The sequence below is a fragment of the Humibacter albus DSM 18994 genome (assembly GCF_000421825.1).
Classification (GTDB): domain Bacteria; phylum Actinomycetota; class Actinomycetes; order Actinomycetales; family Microbacteriaceae; genus Humibacter; species Humibacter albus.
The window spans coordinates 271,124-288,358 of the sequence record NZ_ATXT01000013.1 but is presented as its reverse complement, the minus strand read 5'-3'; the positions used below and the strand labels follow the sequence as shown (position 1 = coordinate 288,358).

Sequence of the window (17,235 nt, the reverse complement as noted above, 5' to 3'; positions counted from 1 at the left end):
CGAAGTGGGATGTCGAAGCCACCGGCGGCTTCCGAGATGGTTCGAGTCACTCTGGAGGACTCGAAGCCCGGTGCCTACGCGTTGTGCCTGGCGATGACCTCCGCACGAGAAGCGTCTTCACTGGCGAACACGCCGCCGTTGGCGACGCTGTCGGGAGTGATCTCCTGGAAGACGATGCGGACATCCGGACGGCGAGCGCCGAGGATCTCGACGGCGCTGGCGGTGACGGCCTCGGCGAAAGCACGTCGCTGGTCGAGCGTGCGGCCCTTCAGGAGCTCGACGGTGATGTTGGGCATGTTTTCCTCTCGTCAGACGTCTCGTCAGACAGACATCTTGCCGTGATTCCCTACCCTTCGAGCACGTCACGCAACCGAGCGAGGTCCTGTCGCACGAGCTCCGCATCCTGTGCGAAGTCCTCATCGGTGACTCCGGGCCGTCGATACAGGGTGAAGACCACCTCGCTGCCCTCGTCGTTCCGCAGCACACGAAGCGGGTTGTGCACGACGGTGCCGTCGGGCATCCGCACGTCGTGGTCGAGCACGCCGAGCTCCACCGGGCCGACGAATTCCACCTCGACCTCGCCCATCGGAGAGTCGGTCACCCAGCGGTCGCCGTCGCGGCGGATGCCTGTGCTGAGTCCCGCCGCCCACTGCGGCAGGTTGGCCGGGTCGCCCGCGAACGCCGAGACCGCTTCGGCCGAACGTCGAATGGACTGCGAGAGATGAAGCGCGGGCCAGGTCATGGCCTCACGCTATCGAGGGCGACCGACGCCGTATCGCAGACTCCGGCGAGACAGCTCGCGCCACCCACGCGGGGCCTTCAGTCGAGCGCGATCGCCGACCACGACACGGGCGGCAGTTCGATGGTCAGAACGCCCTCGGCGAGAACGGCACTCGCGTTGGCGATCGGTGTCACACGGTTCTGATCGTCGATCGTGTTCTTGGCGTGCACGTCGGAGTCGGAGAGCGTGACGGCCTCGGCGACCCGTGAGCATCCGAGGCTCCGAAGATCGATGGTGACGTGCGTCGGCTCCGTGAGATGACGGTTGACGAGGAAGACCGCCGCGCGCTGCTCGTCGACGGTGGCGACGGCATCCACCAGGGAGGCTTGCCCGTGTTGAGCCGTGTCGTACTCCGGCGCGTGAATGATCGGACGGATGACCTCCCCCGACGCGAGCCGGCTGGTGATCGAGAACGGGTAGAAAGTGGTCTGCCGCCACGCGGGACCTCCCGGCTCGGTCATGATCGGAGCGATCACGTTGACCAGCTGCGCCAGTGACGCCGACGTGACGCGGTCGCTGTGCTTCAGCAGAGTCATCAGCAGGTTGCCGACGACGACCGCGTCCGCCACGGTGTAGACATCCTCGAGCTGACGCGGAGCGTACCGCCATTCGTCGTTGGTCTCTTCAGCCTTCTTGTGCTCCGTGAGGTACCAGACATTCCACTCGTCGAAGGAGACGTTGATCTTCTTGCTCGACCGCTTCTTGTAACCGACGTGGTCGGCCGTGGCGACGACGGTGTCGATGAAGTAGTCCATGTCGATCGCCGAGGCGAGGAACGAACCGAGGTCACCCTCGAGCTCCTGGTAATAGGCATGGCACGAGATGTAGTCGACGTAGTCATAGCTGTGCTCGAGAACGGTGCGCTCCCAGTCGCCGAAAGTGGAGATCGCCGATCCGGAGGAACCGCAGACCACGAGCTCGAGATCCTTGTCGGCCATTTTCATGGCGGCTGCCGTTCGTGCGGCGATCTTGCCGTAGTCCTCAGCCGTCATGAACCCGGTCTGCCAGGAGCCGTCCATCTCGTTGCCGAGGCACCACATGCGCACGTCGTGCGGTTCCCGTGCCCCATTGGCGATGCGCAGGTCCGACAGCGCCGTCCCCCCGGGGTGGTTCGCGTATTCGAGGAGGTCGAGAGCGGGCAGGATGCCACGGGTGGCGACGTTCACGGCGAGCATGAGTTCCGAGTCGGTGAGCTTGAGCCACTTGGCGAACTCGTCGAGGCCGACCTGATTGGTCTCCAACGAATGCCAGGCGAGGTCGCGCCTGACAGGCCGCTTCTCGCGCGGGCCGACGGAATCCTCCCAGCGGAAGCCGGAGACGAAATTGCCGCCGGGGTAGCGGATGGTGGTGCTGCCCAGTTCCTTGACGAGCTCGACGACGTCGAGGCGGAATCCGTCCTCGTTGGCGCTCGGGTGACCGGGCTCGTAGATGCCGTCGTAGACGCAGCGTCCGAGGTGCTCGACGAAGGAGCCGAAGATGCGGCGTCGGAGAGGAGCGATGACGGCTCTCGCGTCGAGCTCGATATGGGCGCTAGGCAAAGCACTGGTCCTTTCATAGGAGATGGTCGTGCGTGATGTGACGGAGTATTTCTTCAGATGCATCACACCTGTGCCCCCGTCGTGACGGCGACAGGGGCACAGGGATGCGCGGGCTGAGCGGCCGAGGCGGCCTCAGCCCTTCACCGCTCCGGTGAGCCCTCCGACGATCCGCTTCTGGAAGATCGCGAAGAAGATCAACGCGGGCAGCATCGCCAGCGAGGTGAAGGCGAGCACTGCCGCCGTGTCGGTGGAGTACTGCGACGAGAACGCCTGAACGCCCAACGGGAGGGTGTAGTTGGCTTGCGAGTTCAGGATGTAGAGCGGCAGCACGTAGTTGTTCCAGCTGCCGATGAACGACAGAATCGCGACCGTCACGACGCCGGGCACCGCCAACGGGATCACCATGCGGAAGAAGAATCCGAGTCGGCTCGCACCGTCGATGGACGCGGCTTCCTCGATCTCGTTCGGGATGGCGCGCAGGAACGGCACGAGAATGATGACCGTCGTCGGCAGGCCGAAAGCGACCTGAGGCACGATCAGTCCGAACAAGCTGTCGACGAGGCCCAGGTCCTTGATCACGAGGTAGAGCGGTGTGATCGCAATCACCATCGGGAACATGAGACCGGCGGCGAACAGCGAATACATCGCCCCCTTGAACTTGAAGTCGTATCGGGCGATGACGAAACTCACCATCACGCCGAGGACGACGACGCCGATCGTGCTCACCAGTGCCACGATGATCGAATTCGCGAACTCTCCCCAGAACGTCGTCGAGGTGAGCACCGCGGCGTAGTTCTTGAACACCCAGGGCGACGGGAAGGCCGCAGGATTCGTGGAGATCTGCGAATTCGTGCGGAAGCCGCCGAGCACGATGTAGACGACGGGCGCGAGGCACACCGCGATCAGCAGGAGCGCGATGAAGTAGGTGACCGGGCTTCCCCATTTCTCGGGCTTGTCACGCTGGCCGCGCGCTTTTGGCTGTTTGGCCGGTCGGACCGGAACAGCGGTGGTCGCGGTCATCAGTGGACTCCTTCGGTGACGGCGCCCTGAAGATCACGGCGCAGGACGAAGCGCTGGTAGATCAACGCGATGATGAGCGAGATGAGGAACATGACGACGGCGACCGCACTGCCGTAGCCATAGTTCCCGGCGTTGCGACCCTGGGCGACCATGTAGATGGCCATGGTCGAGGTGCCCGCGGTTCCGGAGACGTACTGACCCCAGATGATGTAGACGAGGTCGAAGAGCTGCAGCGATCCGATGATGGACAAGAACGCCCAGATGCGGATGGTCGGCCCCAGCAGCGGCAGCGTGATCCTCCGCTGGATCTGCCAATACGAAGCCCCATCCAGTTGCGCCGCCTCGAACAGCTCCTCCGGGATGGACTGCAGCCCGGCGAGCATGAGGATGACCGCGAAACCGACGTACTTCCACGAGATGATCGCCATCAGTGTCCACAGGGCGATGTTCGGATCGGCGAGCCAGTCAGCGGCCATGAACCCGAGTCCGATGTGCTCAAGAAGGTCGTTGACAGCGCCGCTCGTCTGCAGCATGAGGCTGAAGCCGGTTCCGACGATGACCTCGGAGATGATGTACGGCACGAAGATGAGGATGCGGATGAGCGCCCGTCCGCGGATCTTCTGGTTCAGGAGCAGCGCGAGCACGATCGCGAGCGGACCCTGGATGACCAGAGAGAGCACCAAGATCCACAGGTTGTGCCACAGCACCGCCTGGAACGCGGGATCCGTCAGGATCAACTTGTAGTTGTTCAGGCCGACGAAGTCCGTCGGCGGCCCGTACCCCTTCCATCGGAAGAAGCCGTAGAAGGCGGCGAGCACGACCGGGAAGATCACGAACGCCAGGAACATGATGATGGCCGGCCCCGACAAGAGGGTGATCTCCAGCCGCATACGGACGCGCCCGCGGCGACGATGCTTTGTCGCGCGCGCGGCCGGGGACGCGGATGAGACCGCACCCCCGGCTTGAAGCGCGCCCTGCGCCGAACGGCCGGCAGCCGTCTCGGTACCCAGGGTGTTGTTCATCGGATTCCGCTCAGCCCTTGGCGGCAGCGTCGTTGACGGCCTTCACAATGCCCGCGGCATCCGTCTTGCCTGCCATCAGGTTGACGACGGCCGTGTTCAGCGCGTTGCCGACGTTCTGGCCGTACTCGGTGTCGAGGAAGTCGACTGCGTATGCAGCCTTGTTGTACGCCTCCAGTGACGACACGTTGTAGCTCTCAGTGACCACGGACTGTGCCTTCTTGTTCACCGGGATCGTGTCGAACGCCTTCGCGTACGCCTTCTGCTGATCGGCGGTGAGCAGGAATGCCAGGAAGTCCTGGCCTTGCTTCGGGGCGTTCTTCGACAGCGACATGCCGCCGCTCACGTTGCCCATCAGAGCGGTCGGGGCACCCTTCCCACCGGGAACTGCAGGGAACGGGAACCAACCCAGGTCGGGCAGCGGCTTCTGGTCGGGCGTCAGGCCCGCGAGGGTTCCCGGCTCCCAGGCGCCCATGAGCTCCATGGCCGCCTTGTGGTTGGCGAGCAGACCGGCCGACGATCCGGCGCCGGTCTGACCGGGTGTGGTCAGGAAGCCCTTCTGGAACGGCTCGGTCTTCAGTAGCGCAGCGACATCTTCGCCCGCCTTCGTCCAGCAGTGGTCGGTGAACTTGAGGGTCTTCGCAACCTTGCTGATGGTCTCCTGGCTGCACTCGCGAATCGCGAAGTTGTAGTACCAGTGCGCGGCGGGCCAGGCGTCCTTCGCGCCCACGGCGATCGGAGCGACACCGATCGTCTTGAGCTTCGCGACGTCAGCGTCGAGCTGGTCCATGGTGGTCGGCGCTTTGGTGATGCCCGCCTTGGAGAACAGGTCCTTGCTGTAGTAGATGCCCTCCGGCTGCACCGTCATGGGCACCGCGTAGATCTTGCCATCGATCGTGTCGGCGTCGAGCGCGGCGCCGGCGGCCTTCTTCGAGGCCGCGTCGAGGGTGATGGTCTGAAGCTGGCCGGCGTCGACCATGTCCTTCATCTTGCCGCCGCCGCGCTGCATGAAGACGTCGGGTGCCGAGCTGGAGTTCAGCGCCGTCTGCAGCTTGCCGTCGAAGTCTTCGTTCTGGATGCCCTGAAGCTTCACCGTCACGTTCGGGTGCAGCTTGTGGTAGTCCGCCGCGGCATCCTTCCAGTACTGAACGCCGTCGCCGGTCGTGGCGTTCTCCCACACCGTGAGCGTCACCTTGCCGTTGCCGGAACCGTTCGCATTCGACCCGTTACCGGCACACCCGGTCGCGACAAGCGCGAACCCCATGAAGATCGCGGCTGCTGTCGCCGCTCGTCTCTTCCTCATCGTAGAAACTCCTTGACTCATCGACATTGATTGTGGCGTAGTTAGTTTGCGCAATGTAATAGCACTTCAGCGCGCTAGGCGTCATGATGACACCAGAAAGAGCGGATTTGCAACTCATTTAGTTTCGCAAGTTATTGACTTGTTATACGCTTGGCTCATGTCTCCTCGCCCCGCGGGAACCCGGCCAACGTTGTCGCACGTCGCAGAAGCGGCGGGAACAAGCGTTCCCACGGTGTCCAAAGTGCTGCGCGGCGGAACGGATGTCTCGGCCGAGACTCGCGCGCGCGTCATGGATGCCGTGCAGTCAGTGGGCTACAGCCGCAAGGCAGGCGGCAAGATCGAGACCGGTCCCGATGAGCCCGGGTTGTCGGACTTCATCGACCTCGTCGTGACGCACTTCGAGGGCTCGTGGGCGAACCTGGTTCTGGCCGGCGTCGGCCGTGAGGCCGCAGCGGCCGGTCTGGATGTCGTCCTCACGCTGGCCGATGATCCCGACGTGGACTGGGTCTCCAAGGTTCTGCGGCGTCGCACCATGGGAACGGTCGTCGCGCTGGTCGACCCGACCTCCCGGCAGTTCAACACCCTCGCGGCCGCCGGAGTCCCGGTGGTGCTGATCGAGTCGCAGAGCACGCCACCAGTGGGAGCAGCCAAAGTCGGGGTGGCGAACTGGGACGGTGGCCGGCTCGCCGCCGAGCATCTGCTGTCGCTCGGACACCGCCACCTGGGAGTCGTCGCCGGGCACGCGAGGCATATCTACAGCCGCGCCCGCGTGGACGGATTCCGTGCTGCTGCCGACACGTCCGACCTGGGCCGTGCCAAGGTCTCAGTCGCCTACGGCGCCTGGGAGACGGAGCGTGCAGCCGCGGCCACTCACGAACTCCTCGACGCCGACCCCAGGATCACCGGCATCTTCGCCTGCTCGGACCCCATGGCCCTGGGCGTCTACGACGCACTCGCAGCACGGGGGCTGCGCATTCCCGACGATGTCAGTGTCGTCGGCTTCGACGACCTGCCGGAAGCGCACTGGATCAGCCCGACGCTGACGACGATCCGACAACCGACGGTGGAGCTCGGAGCAGCAGCGGTCAAGCTGCTGCTCGATCTCGGCCGGGACGACGACTCGACGGCCAGACTCCAGACCCGCATGGAGTTGACGACCGAACTCGTGTCCAGAGCCTCAAGCGGTCCGGCACCGCACGCCTGAGACGAGGCGCGTCGGCGCCCGGCCCGCTCACCCCGGCTCGCTCGCCCCACCGCTCCACCCGGATCGCTCACCGTCGCCGGTCGGGACCGCCGCCACCCAGCGCGGCGTACCCCAGCGGCACCGCCGAGACGCACATCAACACGATGCCGAGCGGCATCGCCTGCGGCAGCAACAGGATGCCTCCCACCAAGAATCCTGCGAACACGATAGCTCCGACCGCACGACGAACCAGCCGTTCCAGCCGTGCGAGACGCCGATCGATCGCGGGCGTCGCAACGGTGGCCGAGCCCTCGTTGACTCGGGTGATGAGAGCGTCGATACGTCCGGGCAGCCGCATTGCGATCCCGGCGACCGAGAGCGCCTCTTTCACGGTCGACGCGACAACATTGCCGCTCTCCTCGCGCAGCAGCCGCGACGCGTAGGGCTCGATCGCGTCCCACACATTGAAGTCGGGATCCAGAGAACTGCACACACCAGACGTCAGCGACATCGAGCGGATCACCAGCAGAAAGTCCTCAGGCAGCTGAAGCGGAAGCGACCGCACGACGGCGCCGAAGTCCCGACCGAAGTCCCGGAACTCTCGCTGGTCGACCTTGCGCAACTGGGCGAAGCCCATGCCCCCGAACCGATCGAAGAGTTGAGACATCGCCCGTTCGAGCTCGGCGGTGTCGGAGGTGGGCAACAGGATGCCGACATCCTGGATGCTCTCCACGAGTCTTCGCCCGTCTCGCGCCGCCACCGCGATGAGCAGGCGCCGCAGGCCCTCGCGCAGATCATCCGTGACCTCGCCCATCATGCCGAAGTCGACGAACGTGAGCCGCCACGATGGGCCCGAGCCGTCGCCACGGGCGTTGCCAGGATCGCCGGCCGACGACCCGGCGACGGGCGTCACGAAGACGTTCCCCGGGTGCGGGTCGGCGTGGAAGTAGCCGTGACCGAAGAGCTGCTCGAACATCACCTCGGCGAAGACGGATGCCACTTCGGCCGGGTCTATGCCCGCCGCGCGCAGTCCGTCGACATCGTTGATCTTGATGGCCGTGACATCCGACAGCGTCAGCACCCGGCGCGACGTGCGCTCCCACACGACCTCGGGAACCGCGACGCGACGATCGGCGGCGAACATCTCCGCGAACCGCTCGGCGCCGAGCGCCTCGTGCAGATAGTCGATCTCTTGGAGGCTCGTCGTGGCGAACTCGGCGACCAGTGCGCGCGTGTCGACGTGATCCGAGACGATACGCAGATGTCGGAGCCACCCCGCCACGCGCCGCAGCGCGGCGAGATCCACGTCGACGATCGCCTGGATCCCCGGTCGCTGCACCTTCACGACGACCTGCTCGAAACCGCTGTCGGCGGCATCCAGCGCGGCAAGCCGCGCGCGATGCGCTTGCCCGAGGGAGGCAGCGGCCACCGGCGTCTCATCGAACGACGAGAACGCCTGCTCGAGGGGCACTCCCAGCTCCGCTTCGGCCAGGCGGCGAATCTCGCCGAAGGATGCCGGCGGCACCTCATCCTGCAGGCCCGCGAGCTCCCTGGTGATCTCGGGCGGCAGCACGTCGAGCCGGGACGACAAGAACTGGCCGACCTTGATCATGAGGCCGCCCAGTTCGATCGCGAGCGCGTGGAAGCGTTGCGCGATGCGCGTCAGCCGAGCCTCTCGCCCGCGCTCCGTGAGGCGCTCCAGGCCGATGCGCGGCAGCACGATCTCGAACCACCACGTCTGCACCAGATAGCGCAGTGCGAACCGGATGATACGCCGGTACCGAGCGCGAGTCTCTCCGCTTCCGGGTAACGAGTGATCCGCGGGGGCCGGATCGTCTGCAGAAGCCGCAGCTCGAGAGGAATCCGGGGCCGACGGCATCCGTCAGTCCTGAGCGAGGATGGTGTAGAGCTTGCGGCGGGCCTGGTCGAGCACCGTCACCGCTTCATCCACCTGCTCGGGAGTGCCCGTGCGCTTCACCTGCGCTGCCGCCTGCGCCAAGGCGACTCCGGCCTTCGGCAGCGGTCCCATGCCGAGCATGTCGCCGCGACCGGATGCCTCCCACGGCGCGCCCTTGCCGGCTGCGGCTTGCGCTTCGGCCCGGCCCTCCTCGGTCAGCGAGTAGGTCTTGCGGCCCTCGGCCGCTTCGGCGCTGATCAGGCCTTCGTCGGCGAGAAGCTGCAGCGTCGGGTAGACGGATCCCGCGCTCGGCTTCCACGCGCCGCCGCTGCGCCGCTCGATCTCCGCGATGATCTGGTACCCATGCATGGGCTTCTCGGCGAGCAGCGACAAGATAGCCGCGCGCACGTCGCCACGCGACACGCGTGGCGAGACGCGCTGCTCGAACATCGACCGGAGCTGGTCGATCGCCTCGCCCAGGTGCGGACGCTCCCCGCGCCCGCCGTCGAATCCGCGGGCCCGGAACCCGCCGCTCGTGTATGAATCGCTCATGACGCGCCTCCTCGGCTTCGCCGGGCTCGAACGAGCCCCGACGATGCATCACGATATATCGGTGAGCTGGAGTTTGTCTCGGCTTCGATGCGAGCGAGCTTTGTGACCGATCGCGCCTTCGTCGTTCACACTCCGGCCGGCGGCCGCCGACGCTGGCAAAGATGCTCTAAGCGGGAACGCGTGCTGCGCGTGAGTCACCCGCCAGCGTCGCGTCGAGGTGTGCCGCCAGGTCGTCGCTGTCCTGGGCCGCACCATTGATGTAGGTGGAACGCCGGCGCCGCAGAAGGCTGGTTCCCAGCACGTACAGCCCCTTGGCCTCGGTGACTCCTCCGTCGTGTACGACGCGCCCCTTGCGGTCGACGACCGGCACGTCGAGCCACGAGTAGTCCGCTGTGAACCCGGTCGCCCAGATGATGGTGCTGATGCCCTCGGCCACCAGGTCGAGCTTCAGCCGCGGCTGTGCGGGCACCGTCACCGGCTCCGGTCGGTGCGGCGGGATGCCATCGGCCCGGCCGCTCTGCAGCGCCCACTCATCGAATCGGTCGAGCAGCCGCTCCTGTTTGAGGTCGGCGAGCCGGGTGACGTTGGCGAGCCCGCCGGAGAACAGCGCCACGCCGTCGCGGATCATGCCGAGCCGACCGACCACTTCCACCCCGTGGTCCTGCAGGGTGCCCAGATGCAGCTCCCGCCGCTCGGGAGATCCGATCAACTGCGGCGACGGCACGTGGCGAGCGCGCACGATGTCGTCGACCTCGTCGTAGCGTTCGTCGAGCACTCCGGCGTGGTGCATCCACCAGAAGATGTCGTGGCCGCGGTAGGTGCGCGGCATCCGCACGTGCTCGCCCGTCGAGATGACGACCCTGCGCCCGCTGAGCGCGATCTCCTCCGCCAGCTGCACACCACTCGCCGAGGCGCCGACGACGAGCACACCGCCGTCGTCGAGCATGGCCGGCGACCGGTAGTCCAACGGGCTGAGCTGCCGCACCCCGGCGGGGACGCCATCGGCGAGTGCGGGGATGTTCGGCAGCGTGCACGCGCCTGTGGCGGCGACCACGGTCTTCGCGTGCCACTCGCCGGCATCCGTCTGAACCCGATAGCCGCCGTCGATGGCAGACACCCGCTCCACCGCGGTCGAGGAGACGACGGGAGCGCTGGCGATGCGCGCGTAGTCGACTATGTGGTCGACCACCTCGGGCATCGTGAGGTACCCGTCCGGGTCGGTCCCGCTGTACCGCGCACCGGGGAGCTCGGCCTGCCAGTTCGGCGTCAGCAGGCGGAGCGAGTCCCACCGTCCGTGACGCCACGAGTCCGCGATCTGGCCGCGCTCGAGCACGACGTGATCGATTCCGCGTTCGCGGAGCCGATAGCTCATCGCCAGGCCGGAGTGCCCGGCGCCGATCACGACGGTGGTGGTGTGTTTCTGTGCCACTGAGTTCGTGCGCCGCCTCAGCCGACGCTGACGTTGACCGTCGTCGGGTTGGTCAGCGCGTCGAACACCGCGGAACGCTTCTGCGACTGTGCGACGAGCGCGGCGATCTCTTCTTCGGTGGCATCCGCCTTGACGTCGAAGTGCACGTCGATCTCGTTGAAGCCGTTGCGCACGTCGGGGTCACCGCCCAGGATGCCGAGGATGTTGTGCTTGCCCTCGAGCGTGGCGGTCACGGAGTGGAGCTGGATCTTGCGGTTCTGGGCGACGGCGGCGATACCGGCGGTCAGACATCCGGCGAGCGCGGCGAGCACCGTCTCGACAGGAGTCGGCGCCTCGTCGCTGCCGGCGAAGATCGCGGGGTGGTCGCCTTCGAGCACGTAGGCGCTCTTGTGCTGCTGGTCGGTGCCGAGTCCGTCGAAGTGCTCGATCGTCTGCACCGAGTGGGTCCCGCTCTTCCACTCGGAAGTCGCGCGCCACACGAACTCTGCGGCCTCGGGAGCCTCTCGCAGCTGATCGCGGGCAGCCAGCAGCGCGTCGCTGTTGACGCCGTTGTCGACCTCGGCTGCAGGGGTCTCGGTGATCGTCATGTGGTCCTCCTCGGTTCGCGACGCGCGGGGCGTCGCAACGTGGTCATCGGAGGAATGCGTCCGAGTCGCCCGTCTGTCACGACGGGTCGCTCTCGCTGGTCCTCCGCTGTGCGGAAGAATATTCAGGTTCGAGCGCAGACCCTAGTTCGTTACGGAACATGTCGTTCCTGTGAGCGCGCGGCGGCCTTCGATCAGCGCGGCCGGCCACCCTTTCGATCAACCTCGATCAGCGCGGGCGGGCACGTTTCGGATCACCGAGGTCTACGGCGTGACCGCGCGGCCGTGGTGTCCGAGACCAGCCGGGCCAGGAACCTCTTCAGGGCCTCCACGTCGTCGGCACTCCACAGTTCGAGCGCACCGTCGGTGGTCGTCCGGGCGTAGTCCATGATCCGCTCGCCCACCTTGCGGCCGGCGGGCGTGAGCGCCAGCAGCACGCTCCGGTCGTCGGCGGGATCCGGCACTCTCGCGGTCAGCCCGCTCTCGCAGAGCCGGTTCGCGATCTTGCTCATGTTCGGCCGGCCCGTGCCGAGAATGGTGGCGAGCTCGCTCGGTCGCAGTGCGCCGCGGTATCCGAGCTGGTTGACGACGAGGAACATCGCCATGTCGTCCACCGGAAACTCGACTGCGGCCATTACGGTCCGTCGATGCTCGTAGCTGTCGGCCCAGTGCACGAGCGATGACAACGACACCCGCAGGTCGAGCGGATCGGGTGCGAGCACCGGAGAGGTGTCGATCCCCTCCTCGTTCGTGTCGTCCGGCCTCGCCACGTGGATGCCTAACTCGCCGACACGCGCACGAGCCGTACCGGACCAAGAAGGCCGTAGTCGTGCACGTGGGTCTTCTGAAGTCTGCCGGGCGCGCCGCCCAGCTCGGCGAGGATGTCTGGCACGCCGTCATAGTATCCGCGAGCCAGCAGCCGGTTGTTCAGCGAGCTCGAGACTCGCACGACCACCGCGTTGGTTCCCGCCTGGAGCGCGTGCGTGACGTCGACGACCGGCACCGAAGTGTCGAACCCGACCGGCGCGGAGCCGTTCACCGACACGGAGCCGAGGCCGCCGCTGACCGAGCCGAGCTGCAGCTCGTAGCGGGCTCGGGCATCCAACTCGTCGAGCGTGAACGTCGCGGTGTACTCGCCGATCCCGGAGACGTGGGGCCCGACCCCGTCGAGGTCCTTCCACGGAGCAAGCCGCGTACTCGTCGACTCGAGACGCGTGACGGCGGTGAGGGGACGCACCTCGCGCGTCACGTGTCCGACGCTGCGGTCCTCTTCGATGATCTGGAGGTCGCCGGCGTCCCAGCTGTCCACCGCGATCGACCACGTGTCGAGTTCGGCGGTGATCTCGCGCTCCGCGGGATTCGACGCGGGGGCGGCCGCCGCCGACCGATCCAGCGTGAAGAGAGCGGTCTCGCCCGGGGCGAGATCGACCGTGATCACCGTTCTGCCGCCCTCGGCGCGTGCGCCGTGGTGCGGCCGGATCCCGCCCGACCAGGCGTCGATCCGGTAGGCGGTCCCCTCCCCCTCGAGTACCACGTCGACGCGCGTCGGCTCGCCGGTCTCGTAGAGGAAGTGATACAGGTACAGGTGCGTGAGGTCGCCGTCGTCGCGCAGGTGCGACAGCACGTTCTCATTCTTTTGGGCGAACTCCGCCCGGCCGATCACGCCCAGCGCGCGCAGGGCGTCGACCGTCTGTGCCGGGTCGCCGACGCGGGTCACGGATGCCTGACTCAGCAGTTCGTCGATCGTCGCCGCGAGCTCGTCGTCACGTGCGTCGAAGCCCGGCGTGCGGGCACCGGCGGTGCGGTGAACGAACTCCTCCTCGCGGGGAAGGATGGACTTCAGCTCGCGCGTGTTGTCGACGAGCAGCACCTTCAGCCCCCGCTCGGCCCACTTCAGGAGTTGCTTCGCGTCATCCGCATCGAGCGCGCTCTGATAGACGATGAGTGCCTGATAGCCGGGTCCCTCCGGCTGCACGACGTCGCCGTCGAAGGCGACGTCATCACGCCGCAGGAGCGAGCCGTCGAAGAACTCGTACGTCCAGCCGCTGTCTTGCATGCCGAGGTCTTGCCACCAGAAGTTCCGGCGGTCGCGCATCCAGCGCCTGGCGTAGAACTCTTCGTCGGGATGCCTGACGCCGGCATCGTCGAAGAACGCCATCCCGAGCCGGTTCTCGGTGAAGTGATCCGTGCGCAGGATGCCGACGTCGATGCGCGGCCGCCCCTGCCGCAGCACGTACTGGTAGCGACCGAGGGCGTCGCTCCACAGGCGATAGAACTCGGATGCCGGCTGGCGCGTGTCGAAGCGCTCCGAGAACATCGGCCACATGCCCTCGTGACCCGGCCACTCCGTGCCCTCGGCACCTGCCGGGCTCGCCCAGCCGTGCAGCACCGTCTTGGTGATGCCGGCCGCCAGCTGCGTGGCGATGATCTGGTCGTAGAAGCGGTGGTCGAGCACGTGGTTGCGCGTGGTCGCCCCGGTCTCGGAGGAGTACTGCTTGCCGAACAGGTGGGCGGGTCCGGCGAGCAGCCGGTAGGCGTCGATCTGGGCCGCGAACTCGAGCGACTCGTTCTCGATGCCGTCGACCTCCGGACCGGGGCGGGTCAGCTCGAACGGCAGGCCGTAGCTGATCTCCGACCGCAACGAGATGCCGACGGAGTGCAAGAACTCGGCGAACGGCCGCAGCATGTTCTCGATGTAGAGATCGGTGAGCGTGCGCACGTAGTCGAAGCGCACCTTCTCGACGGTGTCCCGCTGCTCCTCGAACGGCTCGTGATGATAGACGGTGCTGGATGCCATGAACGGCGCGTTCCGCGTCAGGAACGGCAGCCACGGAGCGATGTCGTAGCCGCGTCGAGCGCGGAACTCTGCCGCGACTCCCGGCCCCCAGAACATGCCGCCTGCGCCGAAGGTCGCCAGCTCCAGCGAGTCCATATACATCTGGGTGCGCGGGTTCTGCGCGATCTGTTCGCGCAGTTCCGGCGTGAGCACGACGGTGTCCCAGTAGTCGATGACGGCCTCGACGCCGGCGCGCTCGAGGTAATTGACGGTGTAGTTGACGCTGGCCGAGGGCGACGCGGTCTGGCCGGTGCCGTGCATCCAATAGGCGAACAACCGCCATGAGCCGTCTTCGGGCGCGGACCACTCGAGCGACTCGTCATGGACGCGCGCGGTGAGGTCGATGACGGATTCGGTGTCGAGCACGTCTCCGTGGTCGGTCGCGCCGACGACCTTGGCGGCGACGACGGCGACGAGGGTCTGGCCCGTCACGGTGCCTCGCTCTCCGGGCAGGGGCGAGTCTGTCGCCGGTGCGGAGAGGTCGATGCGCTTCAGTGCACCGCTCCGGCGGGCGCCGGCCTCGAGAAGCTCGCTGACGACATCCAATTCCTGTGCGGCCGCGGGATGCTCGGGATCGATGGTCGGCAGGTTCGCGTTCGACCAGTTCGTGCCCGACGTGAAACTGACGGACATGTTGCGCTTGGTCGTCTCCTGCACGACGACGAGGCTGTCGTGCACCCACTCCTCGGATCCCCAGCCGTACACCGAGTGATCGATGCCCTGTTCATCCATGGCCAGGAACTCCATGCCGCCGAAGCCGAGCCGATGGGCCGTGTCGATCTCGTGACGCAGAGTCTCGTCGGTGTGCAGCCCCTCGGCGAGCCACCACCGCAGCTCGGGTCGGTACTCGATCGCGGGGTGGGCGACGTTGCGGGCGAGGTCGTCGAGTGTCACGGCATTCTCCTTTGAAGCGGGACGGGTGGGGTTCCGACGCCACGACGAGCGTCGGCGATACGCATATAGTGTCCTCCGAACACTAGCCTATTTCCTAACAGCACTACGCGGGAAGGGCAGCCGGCCCACCTGCGTCAGCGGTCAGGCCGCTCGCGGCGATCCGGTTGTCGCGCTCGGACGTGACGCAGGGCTCGCCGTCGGGCCCGCCGGTGAGCAGGGCACGGGCCGGCTCGTCTGGGCAGCACGGCCGAGACCGGATCAGCCCTCCACCGACTCGTGGCGCGGAAGACTGACCTCGAATCGGCACCCGTCGTCTTCGTTGCGAACCGAGATCTCACCGCGATGCGCCTCGACAATGCCCTGCGCGATCGCGAGACCAAGTCCGGCCCCGGCGGAGACGCCCCACAGCGTCTCGGGGGTGCGCGAGGTGGATGCCCGCCACCCCGCTTCGAAGACGCGGGCGAGGTCCTCTTCGGGGATGCCGCCACCTCGGTCGGCGACGGACAGCACCACTTGGCGGGAGTCATCCGCGGCGGTCCCGATAGTGACGCTGCTGCCCTTCGGCGCATGCTGAATCGCATTCACCAGGAGGTTGCCGATGACGCGCGAGAGTCCACGATCGTCGCCGAGGACGAGCACGTCGGGGCCGGGTCGCTCGACCAGAGTGATGGAGCGCGAGCTGGCCAGGGGCGTCAGCTCGGCCACCGCGTCGCTCACCAGGTCGTACACGCGCACCGGCTCCAGTGCGAGCCGCAGAGCGCCGGACTGGATCTTCGACAGCTCGAAGAGGTCGTCGACCATGGTCGAGAGATGATCGACCTGCGAGCGCATCTGGCGGTGAAAGCGCAGAGGTTCGGCGGCCAGCCCGTCCTCGAGCGCCTCGGCCATGACGCGGAGTCCCGCGAGCGGGGTACGGAGGTCATGCGAGATCCAGGCGATGAGCTCACGCCGGGATTCATCGATGGCGGCCACCTCGGCCCGCGACTCTTCAAGGCGTCTGCTGGTCTCGGCCAGCTGATCGGCGACCGCCGTGAACTCGGATGCCCAGCCACGGGCATCCGCGGCGTCGAGAGTGTCTCCATCGCTCAGTGCCCGCGCGAGTCCGACGAGCCGCCTGGCGCTCGAGGTGAGCCAGCTGCCGAGAAGCAGCGCGAGCACGAGGGAGATGAGGCCGGCGGCACCGGCGACGTAGAACACCACGGTGAGATCGTGCGCAGACAGATACATCGCGTTCGCGACCGCGATGAAGCCCGCGACGGTGGATGCCACGACGGTGAGCACGATGACTCCGACCTGCAAGAGCAGAGACCGCCGGCGCAGAGCCAGAAGAAGCAACAGACCCATCAGGCTGACGGCCACGGCGCAGCCGAGAGCGATCGCGACGATCGACGCGAGGTCTTCGACGGCGATCACGGTCGTGCCTCCGTGTCGACATCGAAGCGGTAGCCCACGCCCCACACGGTGCGGAGCAGATCGGGCTCCGCGGGATTCCCCTCGACCTTCTCTCGAAGCCTGCGCACCGTGACGGTGACCGTCGAACGGTCGCCGATGTCCCAGCCCCAGACGAGCCGCAGCAGTTCGTCGCGGCTGAAGACCCGGGAAGGATGCTTGATCAGGAACGAGAGCAGATCGAACTCACGGGCGGACAGCTGGAGTGGCTCGCCGTTCTTGCTGACGATGCGCGCGGAGGGTTCGAGGTCAAAAGGCCCGAGGTGCACCGGCGCCTCCGGTGTGAGCGCGTCCAGGCTGCGCCGGAGCACGGACTGGATGCGCAACACCAGTTCGCGCGGCGAGAACGGCTTCGTCAGGTAATCGTCGGCCCCTGACTCCAGCCCCTCGATCCTCGCCTCTTCCGATCTGAGCGCGGTGAGCAAAATGACGGGAACATCGGAGTCCCCACGCAAGCGACGACAGACCTCAGCTCCGTCAATGCCGGGCAGCATCCGATCCAGCACGATGAGGTCGGGCATGCTTCGCCGAACGGCGTCGAGCGCCGCGAAACCGTCGACCGCCTCGTCGACGAGGAATCCGGCCGCGCTCAGGTAGCTGGAAGCGACCTCGAGCACGGTCGGGTCGTCCTCGACGACCAGCACACGACGATCGACGAGATCGTTGTTGCGCGCCGCGACCGAGGCGGGCAGGGAGGACATGCACCCAGGATAGGTTTCGTGCTCGGCCAGGGAACCGTCCGGCCCAGAG

At 66.8% G+C, this 17,235-nt stretch carries 15 protein-coding genes; 1 reads left to right on the top strand and 14 read right to left on the bottom strand.

All coding sequences use genetic code 11. From position 1 onward, the window contains the following. Positions 1–74: 74 nt before the first annotated feature. The 6 genes from H623_RS0106065 to H623_RS0106040 all read right to left on the bottom strand — a co-directional run bounded on the left by H623_RS0106065 (position 75) and on the right by H623_RS0106040 (position 5,661). A complete protein-coding gene (locus tag H623_RS0106065; protein ID WP_022900052.1) occupies positions 75–296 on the bottom strand; it encodes a tautomerase family protein in 222 nt (73 codons plus the stop codon). Positions 297–346: 50 nt separating this feature from the next. Continuing rightward, the gene (locus H623_RS0106060) at positions 347–742 is read right to left on the bottom strand and encodes an SRPBCC family protein (protein ID WP_022900051.1); all 396 of its coding nucleotides are present in this window, start codon (positions 740–742) and stop codon (positions 347–349) included. Positions 743–819: 77 nt separating this feature from the next. After that, a complete protein-coding gene (gene arfA / locus H623_RS0106055) occupies positions 820–2,319 on the bottom strand; it encodes an arabinosylfuranosidase ArfA (RefSeq protein WP_026939979.1) in 1,500 nt (499 codons plus the stop codon). Between the two features lie 132 nt (positions 2,320–2,451). Next, the gene (locus tag H623_RS0106050) at positions 2,452–3,339 is read right to left on the bottom strand and encodes a carbohydrate ABC transporter permease (RefSeq protein ID WP_022900049.1); all 888 of its coding nucleotides are present in this window, start codon (positions 3,337–3,339) and stop codon (positions 2,452–2,454) included. Further along, entirely contained in the window at positions 3,339–4,361 is a 1,023-nt protein-coding gene (locus H623_RS0106045; protein ID WP_022900048.1) for a carbohydrate ABC transporter permease, read from the bottom strand. The genes H623_RS0106050 and H623_RS0106045 overlap by 1 nt, the downstream gene beginning before the upstream one ends. 10 nt (positions 4,362–4,371) lie before the next feature. After that, positions 4,372–5,661: an ABC transporter substrate-binding protein gene (locus H623_RS0106040; protein WP_026939978.1), complete on the bottom strand. Its 1,290-nt coding sequence runs from the start codon at positions 5,659–5,661 to the stop codon at positions 4,372–4,374. A gap of 157 nt (positions 5,662–5,818) precedes the next feature. On the opposite strand from H623_RS0106040, the gene H623_RS0106035 reads away from it, so the two are divergent. Beyond that, a complete protein-coding gene (locus H623_RS0106035) occupies positions 5,819–6,865 on the top strand; it encodes a LacI family DNA-binding transcriptional regulator (protein WP_026939977.1) in 1,047 nt (348 codons plus the stop codon). Between the two features lie 67 nt (positions 6,866–6,932). Here the strand turns inward: H623_RS0106035 and H623_RS18160 are convergent, their stop codons facing one another. The 8 genes from H623_RS18160 to H623_RS0105990 all read right to left on the bottom strand — a co-directional run bounded on the left by H623_RS18160 (position 6,933) and on the right by H623_RS0105990 (position 17,186). Further along, a complete protein-coding gene (locus H623_RS18160; protein ID WP_051143093.1) occupies positions 6,933–8,723 on the bottom strand; it encodes an ABC1 kinase family protein in 1,791 nt (596 codons plus the stop codon). Positions 8,724–8,726: 3 nt separating this feature from the next. Continuing rightward, positions 8,727–9,293 carry a PadR family transcriptional regulator gene (locus H623_RS0106025; RefSeq protein ID WP_022900044.1) on the bottom strand — a complete coding sequence of 189 codons (567 nt, stop codon included), beginning with the start codon at positions 9,291–9,293 and terminating at the stop codon, positions 8,727–8,729. A 166-nt stretch (positions 9,294–9,459) separates the two neighbouring features. Further along, positions 9,460–10,722, bottom strand: a complete 1,263-nt coding sequence (locus tag H623_RS0106020; protein ID WP_022900043.1) for an NAD(P)-binding domain-containing protein — start codon at positions 10,720–10,722, stop codon at positions 9,460–9,462. A gap of 17 nt (positions 10,723–10,739) precedes the next feature. Further along, positions 10,740–11,309, bottom strand: coding sequence for an OsmC family protein (locus tag H623_RS0106015; RefSeq protein ID WP_022900042.1), 570 nt, complete (start codon positions 11,307–11,309; stop codon positions 10,740–10,742). A gap of 251 nt (positions 11,310–11,560) precedes the next feature. Continuing rightward, a complete protein-coding gene (locus H623_RS20895) occupies positions 11,561–12,076 on the bottom strand; it encodes a MarR family winged helix-turn-helix transcriptional regulator (protein WP_022900041.1) in 516 nt (171 codons plus the stop codon). An 8-nt stretch (positions 12,077–12,084) separates the two neighbouring features. After that, entirely contained in the window at positions 12,085–15,036 is a 2,952-nt protein-coding gene (locus H623_RS0106000; protein WP_022900040.1) for a glycosyl hydrolase, read from the bottom strand. A 258-nt stretch (positions 15,037–15,294) separates the two neighbouring features. Beyond that, entirely contained in the window at positions 15,295–16,449 is a 1,155-nt protein-coding gene (locus H623_RS0105995; RefSeq protein WP_022900039.1) for a sensor histidine kinase, read from the bottom strand. Beyond that, complete coding sequence (locus H623_RS0105990; RefSeq protein ID WP_022900038.1) at positions 16,446–17,186, bottom strand: response regulator transcription factor; 741 nt, start codon at positions 17,184–17,186, stop codon at positions 16,446–16,448. Before H623_RS0105990 ends, H623_RS0105995 begins: the two co-directional genes overlap by 4 nt. Positions 17,187–17,235 lie beyond the last annotated feature (49 nt).

Bases quoted from the DNA above. Each gene is read 5' to 3' on its own strand.
- H623_RS0106065 (WP_022900052.1), bottom strand. From the start codon at position 296: ATGCCCAACATCACCGTCGAGCTCCTGAAGGGCCGCACGCTCGACCAG.
- H623_RS0106060 (WP_022900051.1), bottom strand. From the start codon at position 742: ATGACCTGGCCCGCGCTTCATCTCTCGCAGTCCATTCGACGTTCGGCC.
- H623_RS0106050 (WP_022900049.1), bottom strand. From the start codon at position 3,339: ATGACCGCGACCACCGCTGTTCCGGTCCGACCGGCCAAACAGCCAAAA.
- H623_RS0106045 (WP_022900048.1), bottom strand. From the start codon at position 4,361: ATGAACAACACCCTGGGTACCGAGACGGCTGCCGGCCGTTCGGCGCAG.
- H623_RS0106040 (WP_026939978.1), bottom strand. From the start codon at position 5,661: ATGAGGAAGAGACGAGCGGCGACAGCAGCCGCGATCTTCATGGGGTTC.
- H623_RS0106035 (WP_026939977.1), top strand. From the start codon at position 5,819: ATGTCTCCTCGCCCCGCGGGAACCCGGCCAACGTTGTCGCACGTCGCA.
- H623_RS18160 (WP_051143093.1), bottom strand. From the start codon at position 8,723: ATGCCGTCGGCCCCGGATTCCTCTCGAGCTGCGGCTTCTGCAGACGAT.
- H623_RS0106025 (WP_022900044.1), bottom strand. From the start codon at position 9,293: ATGAGCGATTCATACACGAGCGGCGGGTTCCGGGCCCGCGGATTCGAC.
- H623_RS0106015 (WP_022900042.1), bottom strand. From the start codon at position 11,309: ATGACGATCACCGAGACCCCTGCAGCCGAGGTCGACAACGGCGTCAAC.
- H623_RS0105990 (WP_022900038.1), bottom strand. From the start codon at position 17,186: ATGTCCTCCCTGCCCGCCTCGGTCGCGGCGCGCAACAACGATCTCGTC.